At 68.5% G+C, this 14,936-nt stretch carries 20 protein-coding genes; 13 read left to right on the forward strand and 7 right to left on the reverse strand.

What is annotated here, in order from left to right:
- Position 1 precedes the first annotated feature (1 nt).
- Together ACFYRH_RS05785 and ACFYRH_RS05790 are read right to left on the reverse strand one after the other, a co-directional pair.
- Entirely contained in the window at positions 2 to 1,132 is a 1,131-nt protein-coding gene (locus ACFYRH_RS05785; RefSeq protein ID WP_387768691.1) for a lipid II:glycine glycyltransferase FemX, read from the reverse strand.
- Between the two features lie 54 nt (positions 1,133 to 1,186).
- Positions 1,187 to 2,107, reverse strand: a complete 921-nt coding sequence (locus tag ACFYRH_RS05790) for an SDR family NAD(P)-dependent oxidoreductase (RefSeq protein ID WP_387768694.1) — start codon at positions 2,105 to 2,107, stop codon at positions 1,187 to 1,189.
- Positions 2,108 to 2,228: 121 nt separating this feature from the next.
- Here ACFYRH_RS05790 and ACFYRH_RS05795 point away from each other — a divergent pair, with 121 nt between their 5' ends.
- The 3 genes from ACFYRH_RS05795 to ACFYRH_RS05805 are packed head-to-tail and all read left to right on the forward strand — an operon-like array spanning position 2,229 to position 4,751.
- Positions 2,229 to 2,795, forward strand: a complete 567-nt coding sequence (locus ACFYRH_RS05795) for a TetR/AcrR family transcriptional regulator (RefSeq protein WP_387768697.1) — start codon at positions 2,229 to 2,231, stop codon at positions 2,793 to 2,795.
- Between the two features lie 17 nt (positions 2,796 to 2,812).
- On the forward strand, positions 2,813 to 3,511 hold the full coding sequence (locus ACFYRH_RS05800; protein ID WP_387768700.1) for an SDR family NAD(P)-dependent oxidoreductase: 699 nt from the start codon (positions 2,813 to 2,815) through the stop codon (positions 3,509 to 3,511).
- A gap of 31 nt (positions 3,512 to 3,542) precedes the next feature.
- Complete coding sequence (locus tag ACFYRH_RS05805) at positions 3,543 to 4,751, forward strand: MFS transporter (RefSeq protein WP_387768703.1); 1,209 nt, start codon at positions 3,543 to 3,545, stop codon at positions 4,749 to 4,751.
- Here ACFYRH_RS05805 and ACFYRH_RS05810 read toward each other — a convergent pair.
- The gene (locus tag ACFYRH_RS05810) at positions 4,720 to 5,253 is read right to left on the reverse strand and encodes an NUDIX domain-containing protein (protein WP_387768706.1); all 534 of its coding nucleotides are present in this window, start codon (positions 5,251 to 5,253) and stop codon (positions 4,720 to 4,722) included. The genes ACFYRH_RS05805 and ACFYRH_RS05810 overlap by 32 nt on opposite strands.
- A 28-nt stretch (positions 5,254 to 5,281) precedes the next feature.
- Between ACFYRH_RS05810 and ACFYRH_RS05815 the strand changes: the two genes are divergently transcribed.
- Complete coding sequence (locus ACFYRH_RS05815) at positions 5,282 to 5,812, forward strand: hypothetical protein (RefSeq protein WP_387768708.1); 531 nt, start codon at positions 5,282 to 5,284, stop codon at positions 5,810 to 5,812.
- Here ACFYRH_RS05815 and ACFYRH_RS05820 read toward each other — a convergent pair.
- Together ACFYRH_RS05820 and ACFYRH_RS05825 are read right to left on the reverse strand one after the other, a co-directional pair.
- Positions 5,805 to 6,608 (reverse strand): deoxyribonuclease IV, encoded by an 804-nt coding sequence (locus tag ACFYRH_RS05820; RefSeq protein ID WP_387768711.1) that lies wholly within the window; start codon positions 6,606 to 6,608, stop codon positions 5,805 to 5,807. The two genes, ACFYRH_RS05815 and ACFYRH_RS05820, sit on opposite strands and share 8 nt — an antisense overlap.
- A 51-nt stretch (positions 6,609 to 6,659) precedes the next feature.
- Positions 6,660 to 7,160, reverse strand: coding sequence for an Lrp/AsnC family transcriptional regulator (locus ACFYRH_RS05825; protein WP_387768713.1), 501 nt, complete (start codon positions 7,158 to 7,160; stop codon positions 6,660 to 6,662).
- A gap of 94 nt (positions 7,161 to 7,254) precedes the next feature.
- On the opposite strand from ACFYRH_RS05825, the gene ACFYRH_RS05830 reads away from it, so the two are divergent.
- The 5 genes from ACFYRH_RS05830 to rplI all read left to right on the forward strand — a co-directional run bounded on the left by ACFYRH_RS05830 (position 7,255) and on the right by rplI (position 10,302).
- Positions 7,255 to 8,373 (forward strand): MFS transporter, encoded by a 1,119-nt coding sequence (locus ACFYRH_RS05830; protein ID WP_387768716.1) that lies wholly within the window; start codon positions 7,255 to 7,257, stop codon positions 8,371 to 8,373.
- A gap of 197 nt (positions 8,374 to 8,570) precedes the next feature.
- Positions 8,571 to 8,861: a 30S ribosomal protein S6 gene (gene rpsF / locus ACFYRH_RS05835; protein ID WP_130386399.1), complete on the forward strand. Its 291-nt coding sequence runs from the start codon at positions 8,571 to 8,573 to the stop codon at positions 8,859 to 8,861.
- Positions 8,862 to 8,956: 95 nt separating this feature from the next.
- Positions 8,957 to 9,532, forward strand: coding sequence for a single-stranded DNA-binding protein (locus ACFYRH_RS05840; RefSeq protein ID WP_387768719.1), 576 nt, complete (start codon positions 8,957 to 8,959; stop codon positions 9,530 to 9,532).
- Positions 9,533 to 9,607: 75 nt separating this feature from the next.
- Positions 9,608 to 9,841 (forward strand): 30S ribosomal protein S18, encoded by a 234-nt coding sequence (gene rpsR / locus ACFYRH_RS05845; RefSeq protein WP_012924539.1) that lies wholly within the window; start codon positions 9,608 to 9,610, stop codon positions 9,839 to 9,841.
- Positions 9,842 to 9,855: 14 nt separating this feature from the next.
- Positions 9,856 to 10,302 carry a 50S ribosomal protein L9 gene (gene rplI / locus ACFYRH_RS05850; RefSeq protein ID WP_387768723.1) on the forward strand — a complete coding sequence of 149 codons (447 nt, stop codon included), beginning with the start codon at positions 9,856 to 9,858 and terminating at the stop codon, positions 10,300 to 10,302.
- Positions 10,303 to 10,383: 81 nt separating this feature from the next.
- Here rplI and ACFYRH_RS05855 read toward each other — a convergent pair whose 3' ends face one another.
- Both ACFYRH_RS05855 and ACFYRH_RS05860 read right to left on the reverse strand, forming a co-directional pair.
- Entirely contained in the window at positions 10,384 to 10,569 is a 186-nt protein-coding gene (locus ACFYRH_RS05855; protein WP_387768726.1) for a hypothetical protein, read from the reverse strand.
- Positions 10,566 to 11,984, reverse strand: coding sequence for a hypothetical protein (locus ACFYRH_RS05860; RefSeq protein ID WP_387768729.1), 1,419 nt, complete (start codon positions 11,982 to 11,984; stop codon positions 10,566 to 10,568). Before ACFYRH_RS05860 ends, ACFYRH_RS05855 begins: the two co-directional genes overlap by 4 nt.
- A 410-nt stretch (positions 11,985 to 12,394) precedes the next feature.
- On the opposite strand from ACFYRH_RS05860, the gene ACFYRH_RS05865 reads away from it, so the two are divergent.
- From ACFYRH_RS05865 to ACFYRH_RS05880, 4 genes are read left to right on the forward strand one after another with little or no spacing between them, the layout of a single operon-like run.
- Positions 12,395 to 12,853, forward strand: a complete 459-nt coding sequence (locus ACFYRH_RS05865) for a DUF6668 family protein (RefSeq protein WP_387768732.1) — start codon at positions 12,395 to 12,397, stop codon at positions 12,851 to 12,853.
- Between the two features lie 15 nt (positions 12,854 to 12,868).
- Positions 12,869 to 13,141 (forward strand): TrbC/VirB2 family protein, encoded by a 273-nt coding sequence (locus tag ACFYRH_RS05870; RefSeq protein ID WP_387768735.1) that lies wholly within the window; start codon positions 12,869 to 12,871, stop codon positions 13,139 to 13,141.
- Between the two features lie 38 nt (positions 13,142 to 13,179).
- Positions 13,180 to 14,040 (forward strand): hypothetical protein, encoded by an 861-nt coding sequence (locus tag ACFYRH_RS05875; protein WP_387768738.1) that lies wholly within the window; start codon positions 13,180 to 13,182, stop codon positions 14,038 to 14,040.
- Positions 14,037 to 14,936, forward strand: a complete 900-nt coding sequence (locus ACFYRH_RS05880; RefSeq protein WP_387768741.1) for a hypothetical protein — start codon at positions 14,037 to 14,039, stop codon at positions 14,934 to 14,936. The genes ACFYRH_RS05875 and ACFYRH_RS05880 overlap by 4 nt, the downstream gene beginning before the upstream one ends.

Raw genomic sequence — 14,936 nt, forward strand, 5'->3', positions numbered from 1 at the left:
GTCAACGCCGTCTCATGTAGAGGTCGAATGCGGTGTAGAGCGCCTTGTTCAACGGCAGATCCCACTCACCGACGTACTCGACGGCCTCGCCGCCGGTCCCGGTCTTGAACTGGATCAACCCGACGTGCGGGTCGTTCGGGTCCAAGGTGTCGGTGATGCCCCGTAGGTCGTACACGGACGCACCCGCCGCGAGTGCGTCCGACATCATGCGCCACTGGACCGCGTTCGATCCGCGCACGTCCCGCTTGGCGGTCGAGCTGGCCCCGTAGGAGTACCAGGAGTGACCGCCGACCCGGACCCAGATCGTCGATGCGACCAGGTCGCCCTCGTGGTGGGCGTTGTAGATCCGGAAGTCACAGCAATCGGCCGGCTGGTTGGCCATCGCGGCGTACATCTTCTCGAAGTACGGCAGTGGCCGCGGCGTGAAGTGGTCGCGCTGCGCGGTCTCGACGTACAGGCCGTGGAAGGCCTTGATGTCCTCCGGGCCGCCCTGGGTCACCTCGACGCCGGCCTTGTCGGCCTTCTTGATGTTCCGCCGCCAGAGCTGGTTCATGCCCTTCAGCAGGTCGTCCTCGCTGCGGCCGCCGAGCGGCACCTGGAACACGTACTGCGGTTGTCCGGCGGCGAACCCTTCCGCGATCCGCGGCGCCTTCCAGCCCAGCTTGCGTAACTGGTCGGTGACGGTGGCGCCGGACGGCTCGATCACGTCCGGGCGGACGTCGCCGAGCTTCGGCTGCTGACCGCCGGCGATGGCGTCCTTGATGGTCTTCGCGGTCCAGCGCCGGGCGGCGACCGGCGGGCCCATCCGGATGCCGAACGCGCCGCGCTCCGCCAGGTGTGCGGCCAGCGGACGCAGGTAGCTGCCGAGGTCGATCGCGTCCCAGTCGATCACCGGGCCTTCCGGCAGGTAGGCGAGGTACCGCTTCACCTTCGGCATCTGCCGGTACAGCACCAGGCCGACGCCGACCAGCTCCGCGGGGTTCGCCGGGTCGTACCAGCCGAGTGACTCCGCCTTCCATTCACTCTTCACCGCCGCCCACCCAGGGGTCTGCAGGAAGCTCGCCGCCGGCTGTGCCGCGATGTAGGCGGCATGCTCCTCGGCCGAGATGGTCCGAATGCTCAAGTCACTCACGGGTGGTCACAGTACCGGCCCAGCCGCGGGAACCGTAGCTGAGCCGGTGTCTGATCACACCTGTGCGAGCAGCTTCTCGGACAGGTCCCACAACCGAGTGGCCGACTCCGGATCGAGCGCGTACGGCGCGACTCCGGTGTTCTCGCCCGCGACGTTCGGCAGCGCCTCGTTGTTGTCCTCGAAGTACTTACCCGTCACGCCCTGGACGAGCGGCGACGCGGCCAGCAGCACCGAGGTCGCCGCACCCTGCTCGACCGTCTTCCAGCGGTACTGGTCCCAGTCCCGCTGCACGTCCTCCGGGACGTGCCGCTGCAGCGCGGTCCGGATCCCGCCCGGCATCAACGCGTTGACCACGATCCCGTCCGCGGCCCACCGCTTCGCGCCTTCGACCGCGAACAGGATGTTGGCGGTCTTCGACTGCCCGTACGCCGCCCACGGCTCGTACTCGCGGTTCTCGAAGTGTGGGTCGTCGAGGTCCACGTCCGAGCGCAGGTGCGCGCTAGAGCTGACCGACACCACCCGAGCGTCACCGGCGGCCGCAAGTGCGTCGTACAGGCCGAGCGTCAGTCCGAAGTGGCCGAGGTGGTTGGTCGCGAACTGGTGCTCCCAGCCCTCGGGTGTGCGGTTCAGCGGCTCGGCCATCACGCCGGCGTTGTTCACCAGGATGTGCAGCGGGCCGCTCCAAGTCGCGGCGAAGGCGCGCACCGAGGCGCGGTCGGCGAGCTCGATCGGTGCGACGAAGACATGGTTGTTGCCGGTGCTCTCGATGATCTGCCCGGCGACGCGTTCACCGGCGGCGGTGTTCCGCACGGCCAGCGTCACCTCGGCGCCCGCCGCGGCGAGCGCGCGGACAGTCTCGACCCCGATCCCGGACGCCCCGCCGGTGACGACCGCGCGCCGGCCGCTCAGGTCGACTCCGGCGATCACTTCGCCGGCGGTGGAGTCGTAGCCGAAGGGGGTGGTGAATCTGCTCATCAGCGTCTGTCCTGTTCTGCGAGCTAGGCTTAACCGGAGGAGCCTCCGGTAATTCCAGTTAACCGGAGGAGGCTCCGGTTATCAAGTTCGGCTAGGTTGGTTGGTCCGGACGGGAGGGGACATGAGCAGCACGAGCGAGCGCCCGCTGCGCGCGGACGCCCAGCGCAACCGGGGGCAGATCCTGACCGCGGCGTCGCAGGCCTTCACCAAGTGCGGTCTCGAGGCGACCCTCGAAGGCATCGCGAAGGACGCCGGCGTCGGCATCGGCACGCTCTACCGCCACTTCCCGACGCGGGAGGCGCTGATCGAAGCGGCGTACCGCAGTGAGCTCGCCGCCGTGTGCGACGCGGCTCCCGAACTGCTCGCGGAACTGCCGCCGGCGGAGGCGCTGCGGGCCTGGATGGACCGCTTCATCGACTACATGACCCGCAAGCTCGGCATGGCCGACGCGCTGCGCGCCGTGATCGCCTCCGGCGCGGACCCGTACGCGCACAGCCGCGATCTGCTGGTCGGTGCGATCAAGCCGATCCTGGACGCCGGCGCCGCGTCCGGTGACCTGCGGTCCGACGTGACGGCTGACGACGTACTGCTGAGCCTGAGTGGTGTCGGCCTGGCCGCGAGCGGTCGGCGGGATCAGGCCGATCGACTCCTCGACCTACTCCTCGACGGTCTGCGGTACGGCGCGTGAGCCGCAAGGTGGCCCTGGTGACGGGGTCCGCCTCAGGCATCGGAGCGGCAACGGTACGGCGGTTCGCCGCGGACGGGATGACCGTCGCAGTGCACTCGCGCTCGAGCCGGGACGCGGGGGAGACGTTGGCCGCGGAGCTCGGCGGGACGTACCACCAGGCCGACCTCGCCGACGACGCGGCGGCGCAGGCGTTGGTGCCCGAGGTGGTGGCCGAGCACGGGCGTCTCGACGTACTCGTGAACAACGCAGGGATCAGCTGGCCCGTCCCGCACGCGGACCTCGACGGGCTGACCGCGACCGACTGGCGCCGGTTGCTCGACGTCAACCTGATCGCCCCGTGGCTGCTCTGCACGGCGGCGCTCCCGGTACTGCGCGAGTCGGGCGGCTGCATCGTCAACGTGACCAGTCACGCCGGCGTCCGTCCGAAGGGCAGCTCGGTCGCGTACGCCGCCTCGAAGGCCGCGCTCAATCACGTGACCAAGCTGCTCGCCGCCGCTCTTGGACCGGACGTCCGGGTCAACGCGGTCGCACCAGGCCTCGTCGACACACCGCTCACCGAGTCGTGGACAGAGGCGCAGGACCTGTGGAAAACCGCGAGCCCGATGCGTCGCGCGGCGCAGCCGGCGGACGTCGCCGACCTGATTTCCGCGGTTGTCCACAACTCGTATCTGACCGGTGAAGTGATCCTGCTCGACGGCGGCCTGAACCTGCGCTGATTCTGTCGGCAGCGGCTTCTACGATTCCGGGATGTCTTTGGGTCGAGACTTCCGCCGGTTGTGGTTCGCGTTCACGGTCAGTGCCTTCGGATCGGCGGTCGGTCTCGGCGCCTTGCCACTGGTCGCCGTCCTGGTGCTCGACTCGAGCACGCTGCAGGTCTCGATGCTCGCCGCGATCTCGGCGGTGGCCGGTGCCGCGCTCGCGTTGCCGATGGGGGACTTCATCGAGCAGCGCCGGAAGCGGCCGGTGATGATCGCTGCGGACCTGGTGCGGTTCGCCGCGCTGGCCTCGGTGCCGGTCGCGGCCGCGTTCGGCGTACTGACCTATCTGTTGCTGTGTGTGGCGGGTGTGCTGCAGGCAGCCGGGACGATCGCGTTCCAGGCGGCGAGCGGTGCGAACCTGAAGGCGCTCGTGCCGGCCGAGGGACGGGCCGAGGCGAACAGCAAGTTCGAGCAGACCAACTGGCTCTCGCTGAGCATCGGTCCGGCGATCGGCGGCGCACTGGTCAGCCTGGTCGGTGCGACGGCGACGCTGGCGGTCGACGCGGTCTCGTTCCTCGGGTCGGCGCTCGGCATCCGGCGTATCCAGGCACCCGAGCCCGAGCCGGTGAAGCGCGAGGGCCGAGCGGACTTCACCGCCGGCTGGCGCTACATCCTGCGGCACCGGGGCTTGCGCGCGCTGTTCTGGAACTCGCAGCTGTTCGGTGGGCCGGCGATGATGATCTCGCCGTTGCTGGCCGTCTTCATGCTGCGCGACCTCGGACTCGCCGCGTGGAGCTACGGCGTGTTCCTCGGCATCTCCTGCCTCGGTGGAGTGATCGGCGCGCGGATGGCGCCGCGGCTCACCAAGCGGTACGGGCTGCACTGGATGTTGCTGGTATTCGGCGTACTGCGCGCCCCGTGGCTGCTGCTGCTCCCGCTCGCGCCGCACGGGTGGGGTGGCTTCGCGGTGCTGACGCTGGCCGAGACCGCGCTGCTCGTCGGTGCCGGCGCGTTCAACCCGTCCTTCGTGACGTACCGGATGGAGGCGACCGAGGACGGGTACATGGCGCGGGTCCTGGGCTCGTGGTCGATCACCTCGCGGTGCGTGCAGCCCGCGTTCATGGCGCTCGGCGGCGTGCTCGCGACACTGGTCGGGATGCGCGGTGCCCTCTGGGTGGCGGGCGGTGCTTGTGCGCTGAGCGCCGTACTGCTGCCGTGGCGCGCTGCTAAACCAGCTGCATTGCCTGAGCCAGCCTGACGACCGGGCCCATCACCCCGTCGGGCTGACCGTCGAGGTACATGGCCGCCTCGTCCGGAGGGAGCACCAGGACGTCGGTCACCTGCTCGCCGTCCTCGGGGTTGGTCGGCTCCTGCTCGATCACGACGTCCGCGACGAAGTTCGCCCAGTACGAGACGGGATGCGGCAGATGCGGACGGTACGGCGCTGGGCGGCGATGGCCGGCGCGGTGCGCACCCAGCCAGGTCAGCGGTCCGGTCACCCGGGCGCCGGCCTCTTCGAGCAGTTCACGCTCGACGAGCTGCTCGATCGTCTCCCCGGGTTCGCGGGTGCCGCCGGGGAGGAAACGCCAGCCGAGATCGTTGGAACACACAACGATTCCGCCGGCGGTCCGGCAAACGACGTGGACGTTGCTGATCAGCGCGTCCGGCGGTTCCTCGAGGGTGTACTCGACGTCGAGGTCGCCCCACTCCCAGTAGCCGGAGGTGAACAGTTCGGGGAACCGGTCCGCCCAGGGCTGCATAGCCTCATTCTGCGCTACCGTCACAGACATGCCGCAGTCAGACCCCGAGCCCGCCCCCGACGCCGATCCCGGAACCACGTCCGAGACCGGCTCCGACGCGGAATCCGAGGGCGACGCCACGGCCGCGGCGAAACCCAAGACCGAGGCCGAGCTCCAGGAGGCGGCGGAAGCCAGGCAGCGTGCCACGGTGCTCCGGTTTCTGTGGTCCTGCGCCTGGCTGACCGTCCTGGCCGGTGTCTTCCTGATCTCCGGCATGGCCCAGAGTCACGAGAGCTACAGCGCGCTCGCCACGCTCGGGGCCGTCGTCGTGGTGCTCTGCCTGCTCGCACTCATCGCCGGGTACGTCGCCTGCGCGCGGACCATGATCACGCTGCGAACCAAGGTCTTCGGCCGCGTCGACGTGTTCCAGGTGAGCACGCTGGTCGTGGTGATCGCCGTGATCTGCGGCCTGCTCGTCCCGGCCACCAACACGTCGGCGCTCGCACTGCTCCTCCCGTGGGCCCTGACCTACTGGATGTACGGCCTGGACCGGGCGAAGTCCGAGTCGCGACCTAGCTGAGGTGCGTCCGCAGGTAGTCGAGGTCCGCCTTCTGCCCGTTGTTCGCGGTCGGGGTCTCGACGACGACCGGGGCATTGGCTGCCTGCACGACAGCGACGATGTCGGCCGGGTCGATGTGGCCTTCCTCGAAGTTGCTGTGCCGGTCCGCGCCCGAGCCGAACTCGTCGCGTGACCCGTTGGCGTGCACGAGGTCGATCCGCCCGGTGATGGCGAGCACCCGCTCGACGATCGTCGGCAGCTCCTCGCCGGCCGCGTGGAAGTGGCAGGTGTCCAGGCAGAACCCGACGTTCTCCAGCCGGTCGTTGCCGGACGACTGCACCGCGTCCCAGAGCCGGGCGATCCGCTCCAGTTGGCGGGCCATCGCGTTCTCGCCGCCGGCGGTGTTCTCGATCAGCAGCGGCACCGGCAGCTCGGCGCGCTCGATGCACTTGCGCCAGTTGTCGAACCCGGCCTCGGGGTCGTCCTCGTCGCCGACGTGCCCGCCGTGCACGATGACGCCCTTGACGTCGATCTCGGCCGCCTTGTCCAGCGTCTGCTGCAGCAGCTTCCGGCTCGGGATCCGGATCCGGTTGTTCGTGTTCGCCACGTTCAGCCGGTACGGCGCGTGCACGTACAGGTCGACGCCCGCGGCGGCGGCCCGCTCGCGCAGTGCTTGTTCTCCGTCGGCGTAGGCGAGCTTGGGCGCCTTGTAGTCCTGCGGGTTGCCCAGGAAGAACTGCACCAGGTCGGCACCCCGATCGGCCGCCTCGGCCAACGGGTCGTCCTGATCAACATGCGCACCCAACTTCACAGTCATGACACCACCCTAGAACCGCCCACGGACAGTTCCGTATACCCTCCCGGGATCTCAGGAACCCCATCCGGCCGACCGGGTCACCTTCCGCTCGTCGCTCGCCGGCTCCTGCACCGGCCGCCCCTCGAACTCGGTGGACAACACGATGTGCGTGTTCATCTCGCCGTGCTCCCCGAGCCGCTCGAACAGCCCCTCGAGGTGCCGCATCGACGTGACGCGCACCCGCAGCATCGAGCACGAGTTGCCGCTGAGTTTGTGGATCTCGAGTACTTCCGGGAAGTCCTCCGCGCGCGTCGTCTTCAGCAGGCAGCGGCCCGTCGTACAGCGCATCTGGACGAAGGCCGACAAGGGTTGGCCGGCCTTCGCGGGGTCCACCGCGGCGCGGTACCCGGTGATGACGCCGGCCTCTTCGAGACGGCGTACCCGGTCGGCGACGGCGGGTGGCGAGAGGTTGACGCGCTTGCCGAGCTGGTTGAAGGACAGCCGCCCGTCCGACTGCAACGCGGCCAGGATCTGCCAGTCGGTGGAGTCCAGTTCGCGCTCCTGAAAGGTCATCTCCTCAGAACACCTTCGATATCGGTGCTCCACAAGGCCTGACGCCTTCTTTCGGCCATTCTTCGGCGGGACATGCCTTTCTAGCGTTGTGGGCATGTTGCTCCCCGTCGTTCTCGCCGCCGCCCTGATGAACGCCGCGATGGTCGCCGCCAGTGCGGTCAGCGCCATCCTGATCGCCGACGACCTCAGCCCCGCCCTGGCCGGTCTCCCCAACACTGCCGGTGTCCTCGGCACCGCCGCCGGCGCGATGCTGGTCGGTCGCTGGACAGCCCGCCTCAGTCGCGCCCAAGCCCTCCGCACCGGGTACGGCGTGGGCGTAGCCGGCGGAGCGTTCACCGTCCTCGCTGCAGTGGGTGCTCCGATCGCACTGCTCTTCGTCGGCATGTTCCTCCTCGGAGTCGGTAACGCAGCGAGCCTCCTGTCGCGGTACGCCGCAGCAGACGCCGTACCGCTGGCTCGGAGGGCACGGGCGATGAGCACCGTCGTCTGGGCAAGCACGATCGGCGCGGCGGGCGGACCGTTCCTGATGGCGCCGTCACAGACGTTCGCGTCCGGATTCGGGCTTCCGGCGATCGCAGGTCCTTTCCTGCTCGCGGTGGCCGCGGTGTTCTCCGCACTGGTCGCCTCGACGTACATCCGGCGTACTGACTCGGCTGAGGTGCTCCAGGTACGTCAGGACTCGTCAAAGCGACCTGTACTGCTGGCGGCAGCGGTGATGGTCGTGGGCCACGTGGTGATGGTCTCGCTGACGAGCGCCGTACCGGTCCACGCGCACCAGCACCATGAAGGGCTTGGCGTGCTCGGAGTGATGCTGTCTGTCCACACCCTGGGGATGTTCGCGCTGTCGCCGCTGACGGGCTGGTTGATCGACCGGTACGGAGCGCAGGTGGTGATCCACGCCGGACTGGTCGGTTTGCTCGCGTCCGCCGTACTCGTGACGCAGACCGGTCTGGTGTTCACGCCTGCGCTGTTCCTGCTCGGGTACGCGTGGAACCTCTGCTACCTCGGAGGCAGTGCACAGCTGGGATCGGCCGAGCTGGAGAGCCGCGTGGAGTCGTCGATCTGGACCGTCGCCGCGCTCGCCACCGCCACGTCACCCTGGCTGTTCACGCTCGGCGGCTTCCCGATCCTGGCGGTCGTCGCGATCGTTCTCGCCGTTCCGCTGCTCGTGCTGGTACTCCGTCATCGCGAGCGCACCGCCGTGGCGCGATGACGCAGAGTTACCGGAACAGGCCTGTGGATATGGTCAGGTGGCCGTCCGGACGCTGGTATTCTCTTGGATGTGGCCCGGTCCATCGACCGGGCTCGTTGCTTGGCGCCGGTGGCAAGAGCCGGCGCGGAGCAGACCGCATCGCCCTCCTGCCACGGAGAGACCGTGGCCGCCAAGTCCGAAGGAGGTGGAGTTCGCGCATGCGTCGTTACGAAGTCATGGTGATCCTCGACCCGGAGCTCGATGAGCGCACCGTGGAGCCGTCCATCGACCAGTACCTGAACATCGTCCGCAAGGAAGGTGGCACGGTCGAGAAGCTCGACATCTGGGGTCGTCGCAAGCTTGCCTATGACGTGAAGAAGAAGTCCGAAGGCATCTATGCCGTCGTCGACCTGACCGCCGAGCCGGCGGTGGTGAAGGAGCTCGACCGTCAGCTCACGCTGAACGAGTCGATCCTGCGCACCAAGGTCATTCGGCCGGACCAGCACTGAACCTGGGGTCGTCAGCAGCCATCGGTACTGTCGGTTCCAGCCGCTACTACTGATAGCTGTAGACACAGCCACACCCGATAGCAGGAGGAACGGCAATGGCAGGCGAAACCGTCGTCACACTGGTCGGCAACCTTGTCGACGATCCCGAGCTCCGGTTCACGCCGTCCGGTGCCGCCGTCGCGAACTTCAGGATCGCGTCGACGCCACGGACGTACGACCGGCAGTCGGGGGAATGGAAGGACGGCGAGTCGCTGTTCCTGAGCTGCTCCGTCTGGCGGCAGGCGGCGGAGAACGTCGCCGAGTCGCTGCAGCGCGGCATGCGCGTGATCGTGCAGGGCCGGCTGAAGTCCCGTTCCTACGACGACCGTGACGGCAACAAGCGCACGGTCTTCGAGATCGACGTGGACGAGGTCGGTCCGAGCCTGCGCAGCGCCACCGCGAAGGTGACCCGGGCGATGCGCTCCGGTCCCGGCGGTGACGGCGGCGGCTTCGGTGGTGGCGGTGGCAACCAGAACCAGGGTGGCGGCAACTACGGAGGCGGCGGCCAAGGTGGCGGCGCCCCGCAGAACGACCCCTGGGCGACCCCGCAGGGCGGTGGCGGCCAGTCCGCCCCGCAGAACGACCCCTGGGCCAGCCAGGGCGGCGGCTCGATGGAGGAGCCCCCGTTCTGATCGGCCCGCAAACACCAGTCAGGTGACCATTCCGGCACTCGTGCCGGGCTCTGGAAATAGGAAGAGAGCACCACAATGGCCAAGATCATTCGGAAGCCGAAGAAGAAGGTCTGCGGCTTCTGCAAGGACAAGGCGACGTACGTCGATTACAAGGACACCGCGCTGCTGCGCAAGTTCATCTCGGACCGCGGCAAGATCCGCGCCCGCCGGGTGACCGGGAACTGCGTGCAGCACCAGCGCGATGTGGCCACCGCTATCAAGAACGCTCGTGAGGTGGCCCTGCTGCCGTACACGAGCACGGCTCGCTGAGGGAGGCGCGGACCATGAAGCTCATCCTGTCTCAGGAGGTCGAGGGCCTCGGAGCCCCCGGTGACATCGTCGAGGTGAAGGACGGTTACGGCCGGAACTACCTCGTTCCGCGCGGCCTGGCCATCGGCTGGACCCGCGGCGCCGAGAAGCAGATCCAGACGATCAAGCGGGCGCGCGACGCCCGGGCGATCCAGGGCAAGGAGCACGCGAGCGAGGTCAAGAACCAGCTCGAGCAGCTTGCCGTGACGCTGGACGTGAAGGCCGGTGACACCGGCCGCCTGTTCGGTTCGGTCACCCCGGCCGACATCGCCGGTGCCATCAAGGCCGCCGGCGGCCCGCTGGTCGAGAAGCGCGCGATCGCGATCGCGTCGCCGATCAAGACCACCGGCAAGCACCAGGTCTCCGTGCAGCTGCACCCGGAGGTGGCCGCCACGGTCCGCCTCGAGGTCGCGGCCGGCTGACCTCAGCGCCGAACTCTTCAGCGCGAACCAAGGCCCGCGGTCCCGCAAGGGATCGCGGGCCTTGTCGTTGCTTCGACAGGCCTACCGTTGTACGACGGTAGGCCAGTCCGACGGCTGCGGCTCGGAGGCCTGGGCGTCCTGCTCGGGCTGCCCGACCGTCGGCCATTCGGTCGGGGCGGGCTCGTTGTTCTCGGCCAGCGCCCGCGCGGGCACCAGCAGGATGCCGACCGCCGCCAATGCACTCAGGACCCGCGTCGCCCGCTTCATCGGGCCGCCGGGTCCAGCGCGTACAGCACCGAGTCGTAGACGACGATCGCGTGCCGGCCCGCGATGCCCCACGGACGGGTCGGCGCCGGGTCCAGCAGGTGCGGCGTGCGGCCGGGAGTTACGGCGTACATCTTGCTGCCGATGGTGCCGTAGATGAACGGGCCGGTGATCGACAGCGGGTGGAAGTCCTTGGTGATCTGGGCCCAGGGGTTCGCCAGGTTGATCAGGCACTCGCCCCACGCCGCCATCCTCCGGTTCGGGTCAGGCACCCAGTCCCAGGACTGGACGTCGCTGATGCTCGACGCCGGGCAGACCGCGACGATCTTGCCGCTCGCGGTCGAGTGCACCGTGGGAATGATTCTCTCCGGGTCCTTGGTCGACCAGGCCACCAGGGCGTAGTCCGGGCTGGCCGCCAGCACCTGCTGGATCTCGATCGCACCACCTGGCTTCTGCGGGTTCACCTGCTGCAGCGGCTTGTCCGGCGCACTCCAGAACAACGGACCCTTGTACAGCCCGATCAGCGCGCGATCGCCTTCGGCCAGCAGGATCGTCGACAACCGCGGCTGGTTCGGCACCGCCTTGAGCACGCCGCCGGACACGACCATCGACCCGGCGTCCTCGCCACTGAGCACGATCAGCGGGGACTTGCCGAAGAACTGCACCTTCGCACCATCGGGCAGTTGGAGCTGCTTCGGCTCCGCGCCACCGCCGGCCCAGTAGATCAAGGTGTCCGGTGTGGCGACCGCGACCACCAGCTTGTTGTCGATCGTCGTGTAGACCGGGGCCTCGGCGTCCTTCGGCACCTTGTCCTGCCACAGCACCTTGCCGTTGCTGTCGAAGACCGCGACCTTCTGGTCGGTGGTCAGGATCGCCACCTCGGTGCCGTCCGGCTTGATCGCGGGCGCCGTGTCCTGGGCGAGGTCGACCGACCAGCCGGCGTGCGTCGAGTAGCCCGGCGGCACCGTACCCGGGGAGAACTCGTACGGCTGCACCTCCGGGCCGGGCAGCGACGGCAGCAACGGTGACGTGGTGACGGTCGGCTTCTTGTGCAGGTTGGGCTTGATGACGGCGACGTACACGATGGTGCCGAGGACCAGCACGCAGCCGGTCACCATCGCGACCACGATCGGCCAGATCGGCTTCTTGCCGCCGTTGCGGCCGCCCTCGGCCTCGACGGCCTCGACCTGGCCGTCCGGGTGGATGACCAGCGGCCAGGAGGCGCCGTCGGACTCGATCGCGGTCGCCTTGACGGCCCGGCCGAGCTGCGCGGCGCGCTCGCTGACGAGCTGGATGGAGGCTTGTCTCGGGTCGTGGTGGTTGACCGGGTGGCTCCGGCCGGCGATCTTCACCTCGGCGTTGTGGTCGTCGTACAGCCGGATCGTGACCTTCGGCCAGGAGGGGATCTTCTCAGCCACAATGACCTCTCATTACCGCCACAGATCTCCCTCGCTCATCCGGCACCGACGTCCTCGTTCTAGCATGTCCCCCGCACGAGGCATGCCACGGATTCCGGGCACGCAGAAACCGCGCGGGCCCGGCGGCTCGACTGACCCCGACAAGGGGGTAGAAACATCCTCGCCTGTGGATGGGTCACGAAAGTACACCCGGAAAGCGAGAGAATACTGTGGGCGACAGCCTGTGACGCACCGCGAGAGGAGGGGCCATGACGCAGAACCCGTGGACACGAGATCAGTCTCCGGGTCCGCAACAGCCGTCACCCGGCCCGACACCTCAGCCGGACATCACCCCGCGAGGGCCGTCCGCCCCGCAGCACGGGGTGCCGGCACCCGCGGAGGATCAGCGCCTGCCCAAATTCGCGATTCCGGTGGCGGACACGTTGTGGTGGGTCGGTGTGCACGGTGGCGCCGGCGAGTCCACGATGGCGCAACTGCTCCCGGGCACCCGGGCGGCCAATCACCGGTGGCCGATTCCGCCGCCGCCGGTGCCGACCCCGGTGATCCTGGTGGCCCGCACGCACGGCTCGGGTCTGCGCGCCGCGCAACGGGCCGCGATCGAGTGGGCCTCCGGCGTCGTGCAGGGCGTCGCCGTGCTGGGTCTGGTGCTGATCGCCGACGCACCGGGCCGGCTGCCACGGGTCCTCGACGACTTCGCCGACATCGTCGGTGGCGGGGTTCCGCGCGTCTGGGACATCCCGTGGATCGAGGAGTGGCGCAGAGGGGAGGCTCCGACGCCTGACAACACCCCGGACGAGGTTTTCGAAGTCCTTGAATCCATCTATGCACTTCGCGCGTCAAACCCAGCGGACTACCCCGCCCCGAACTGAAAGGTTTTCACCCTCATGATGTTCGTTCACCACCTGGTCACCGAAGTCAACACGGTGCTCCCGCTCGAGGCGCCGCCCGGGGTCGAGGGCGGCCTGAACAAGGTTCTCGGCTGGGTCAAGTGGATCGCGTACTCGGTTTGTACTCTCGGCATCCTGATCGCCGGCGGCATGATGGCCGTCGGTCAGCGCCGCGGTGAAGGTGGCGAGCACGCCGCCCGCCTCGGCTGGGTGCTGGCGGCCTGCATCGTGATCGGCGCGGCGACTGCCCTTGTGGACGCCCTGAAGTGATCCTGGCCCGCGTCAACCTGCTGGGAGGCTGATCGCAGGTGGGACTGTTCAGCAGGAACCCGGACTCCGACGACGATTTCGACGGTGAGAAGACCAGCTTCCTCGAGGAGCGTGGCTTCATCGCGTCGGCGATCGTCGTCGGAGCGGTGCTGATCTGCCTGGTGGTCTGGTTCATGGCGTCCGGCCGGAACGATACGCCGAGCGCGAACCCGAGCCAGTCACCGAGCACCGAGGCTCCTACCGGACAGCCCACCGAGCCGACCGGCCCACCGGCGACGCCGGTCGAGCCGACCGAGCAGCCGACCAAGACGGCGCCCCCGCCACCGAACAGCCACACCGGTGGCTGCCATGACCGGAGCCCGGCGCAGGGCATCCCACGGCTCGCCGCCCCGGCCGCGGTCACCTGGCAGTTCGAGGGCGAGATCCTGGTCCCGATCCAGGCCGCCGCCGGTCCGGCCGCCACCAGCCCGGATGGCGTGCGCTCCTGTTTCGCGCACTCACCGACCGGCGCCGTACTCGCGGCGATGGTGGTGCTCGGCCAGATCCAGAACCCGGACGTCAGCCTCGACGTGCTGCGGACCCGGGTGCTGCCCGGTCCGGGCCGGAACGCGGCGATCGCCGCGGCGAAGGAGCAGCTGAAGACGCCGCCGACGCCGGACGGTGACGTCCAGTTCGCCGGCTTCAAGGTGCTCTACTACCCGCCGGGCGGCGCGCAGGCGATCATCCAGGTGGTCGCCGACCTGAACCACAAGGCGTACGGCGCACTGCCGATCACCATGCAGTGGTCCCACGGCGACTGGTACGCCGTACTGCAGGACGACGGCACCTTCAACGGCTCGGTGGAGCCGGACATCCTGTCGAGTCTCAACGGCTACGTAAGGTTCAGTGGTGCGTCATGATCGCCCTCGGATGCTCGAAGTGGCCGTGGGACTGGGACGACTGCATCAGGGACGGCCTGAAGATCGCGCTGCAATGGGCCTTCGGCAAGTTCTTCGACTTCATCTTCCAAGCGATCGCGAACGTCGTCGTCGCCGCCGTCGAGGCGGTGCTGAAGGCGGTCGGCCTGCTCTGGGTCTACATCAAGACCCCGGACATCGCCGAGAACACCCCGGCGCTGTGGGTGCAGGACCACACCAACTTCATCATGGTGTTCATCGCCTCGATCGCGGTGATCGTCGGCGCGGTCCAGATGGCGATCTCGCACCGCGGCGAGCCGGCCAAGGAGATCCTCCGGTCGCTGATCACGCTGGTCGTCGTGACGGCCTCCGCGACCGCCTTCGCCGGGACGCTGATCTCGGCCGCGGACGGGTTCTCGAGCTGGATCATCGACCAGGCGCTGGCCGCGAACAACCACGACTTCGCCAAGGCGCTGGCCGAGACGATGACCGATCCGCTGAAGAGTCCGGGTGAGCAGTTCGGGTTCGTCCTGGTCATCCTCGTCGGCATCCTGATGGTGATCACCTCGATCATCCAGCTCTGCCTGATGATCGTCCGCTACGGGATGCTCGTGCTCCTCGTCGGTGTGCTGCCGCTGACCGCGGCGGCGACCAACACCGAGATGGGGATGATGTGGTTCAAGCGGTCTCTCGCCTGGCTGGCCGGATTCATCATCTACAAACCGGTCGCCGCGCTGATCTACGCCACCGCGCTCTACCTGATGTCGACGCCGGACACCAAGGGTGCACCGGAAGGTACGCCGCAGACCCTCAAGATCATCATGGGCGTCACGATGATGATCGTGGCAGTCGTCGCACTGCCGGCCATTCTTCGGTTCGTCTCGCCAAGGACGTCTTGA

Source organism: Kribbella sp. NPDC004875 (assembly GCF_042873375.1).
Classification (GTDB): Bacteria; Actinomycetota; Actinomycetes; order Propionibacteriales; family Kribbellaceae; genus Kribbella.

What these genes read in the sequence shown, in the direction of transcription:
- ACFYRH_RS05830 (WP_387768716.1), top strand. Translation starts at nt 7,255, where the DNA reads ATGTTGCTCCCCGTCGTTCTCGCCGCCGCCCTGATGAACGCCGCGATG.
- ACFYRH_RS05810 (WP_387768706.1), bottom strand. Translation starts at nt 5,253, where the DNA reads ATGCAGCCCTGGGCGGACCGGTTCCCCGAACTGTTCACCTCCGGCTAC.
- ACFYRH_RS05790 (WP_387768694.1), bottom strand. Translation starts at nt 2,107, where the DNA reads ATGAGCAGATTCACCACCCCCTTCGGCTACGACTCCACCGCCGGCGAA.
- ACFYRH_RS05805 (WP_387768703.1), top strand. Translation starts at nt 3,543, where the DNA reads ATGTCTTTGGGTCGAGACTTCCGCCGGTTGTGGTTCGCGTTCACGGTC.
- rpsF (WP_130386399.1), top strand. Translation starts at nt 8,571, where the DNA reads ATGCGTCGTTACGAAGTCATGGTGATCCTCGACCCGGAGCTCGATGAG.
- rplI (WP_387768723.1), top strand. Translation starts at nt 9,856, where the DNA reads ATGAAGCTCATCCTGTCTCAGGAGGTCGAGGGCCTCGGAGCCCCCGGT.
- rpsR (WP_012924539.1), top strand. Translation starts at nt 9,608, where the DNA reads ATGGCCAAGATCATTCGGAAGCCGAAGAAGAAGGTCTGCGGCTTCTGC.
- ACFYRH_RS05825 (WP_387768713.1), bottom strand. Translation starts at nt 7,160, where the DNA reads ATGACCTTTCAGGAGCGCGAACTGGACTCCACCGACTGGCAGATCCTG.
- ACFYRH_RS05840 (WP_387768719.1), top strand. Translation starts at nt 8,957, where the DNA reads ATGGCAGGCGAAACCGTCGTCACACTGGTCGGCAACCTTGTCGACGAT.
- ACFYRH_RS05855 (WP_387768726.1), bottom strand. Translation starts at nt 10,569, where the DNA reads ATGAAGCGGGCGACGCGGGTCCTGAGTGCATTGGCGGCGGTCGGCATC.
- ACFYRH_RS05880 (WP_387768741.1), top strand. Translation starts at nt 14,037, where the DNA reads ATGATCGCCCTCGGATGCTCGAAGTGGCCGTGGGACTGGGACGACTGC.
- ACFYRH_RS05815 (WP_387768708.1), top strand. Translation starts at nt 5,282, where the DNA reads ATGCCGCAGTCAGACCCCGAGCCCGCCCCCGACGCCGATCCCGGAACC.
- ACFYRH_RS05870 (WP_387768735.1), top strand. Translation starts at nt 12,869, where the DNA reads ATGATGTTCGTTCACCACCTGGTCACCGAAGTCAACACGGTGCTCCCG.
- ACFYRH_RS05795 (WP_387768697.1), top strand. Translation starts at nt 2,229, where the DNA reads ATGAGCAGCACGAGCGAGCGCCCGCTGCGCGCGGACGCCCAGCGCAAC.
- ACFYRH_RS05820 (WP_387768711.1), bottom strand. Translation starts at nt 6,608, where the DNA reads ATGACTGTGAAGTTGGGTGCGCATGTTGATCAGGACGACCCGTTGGCC.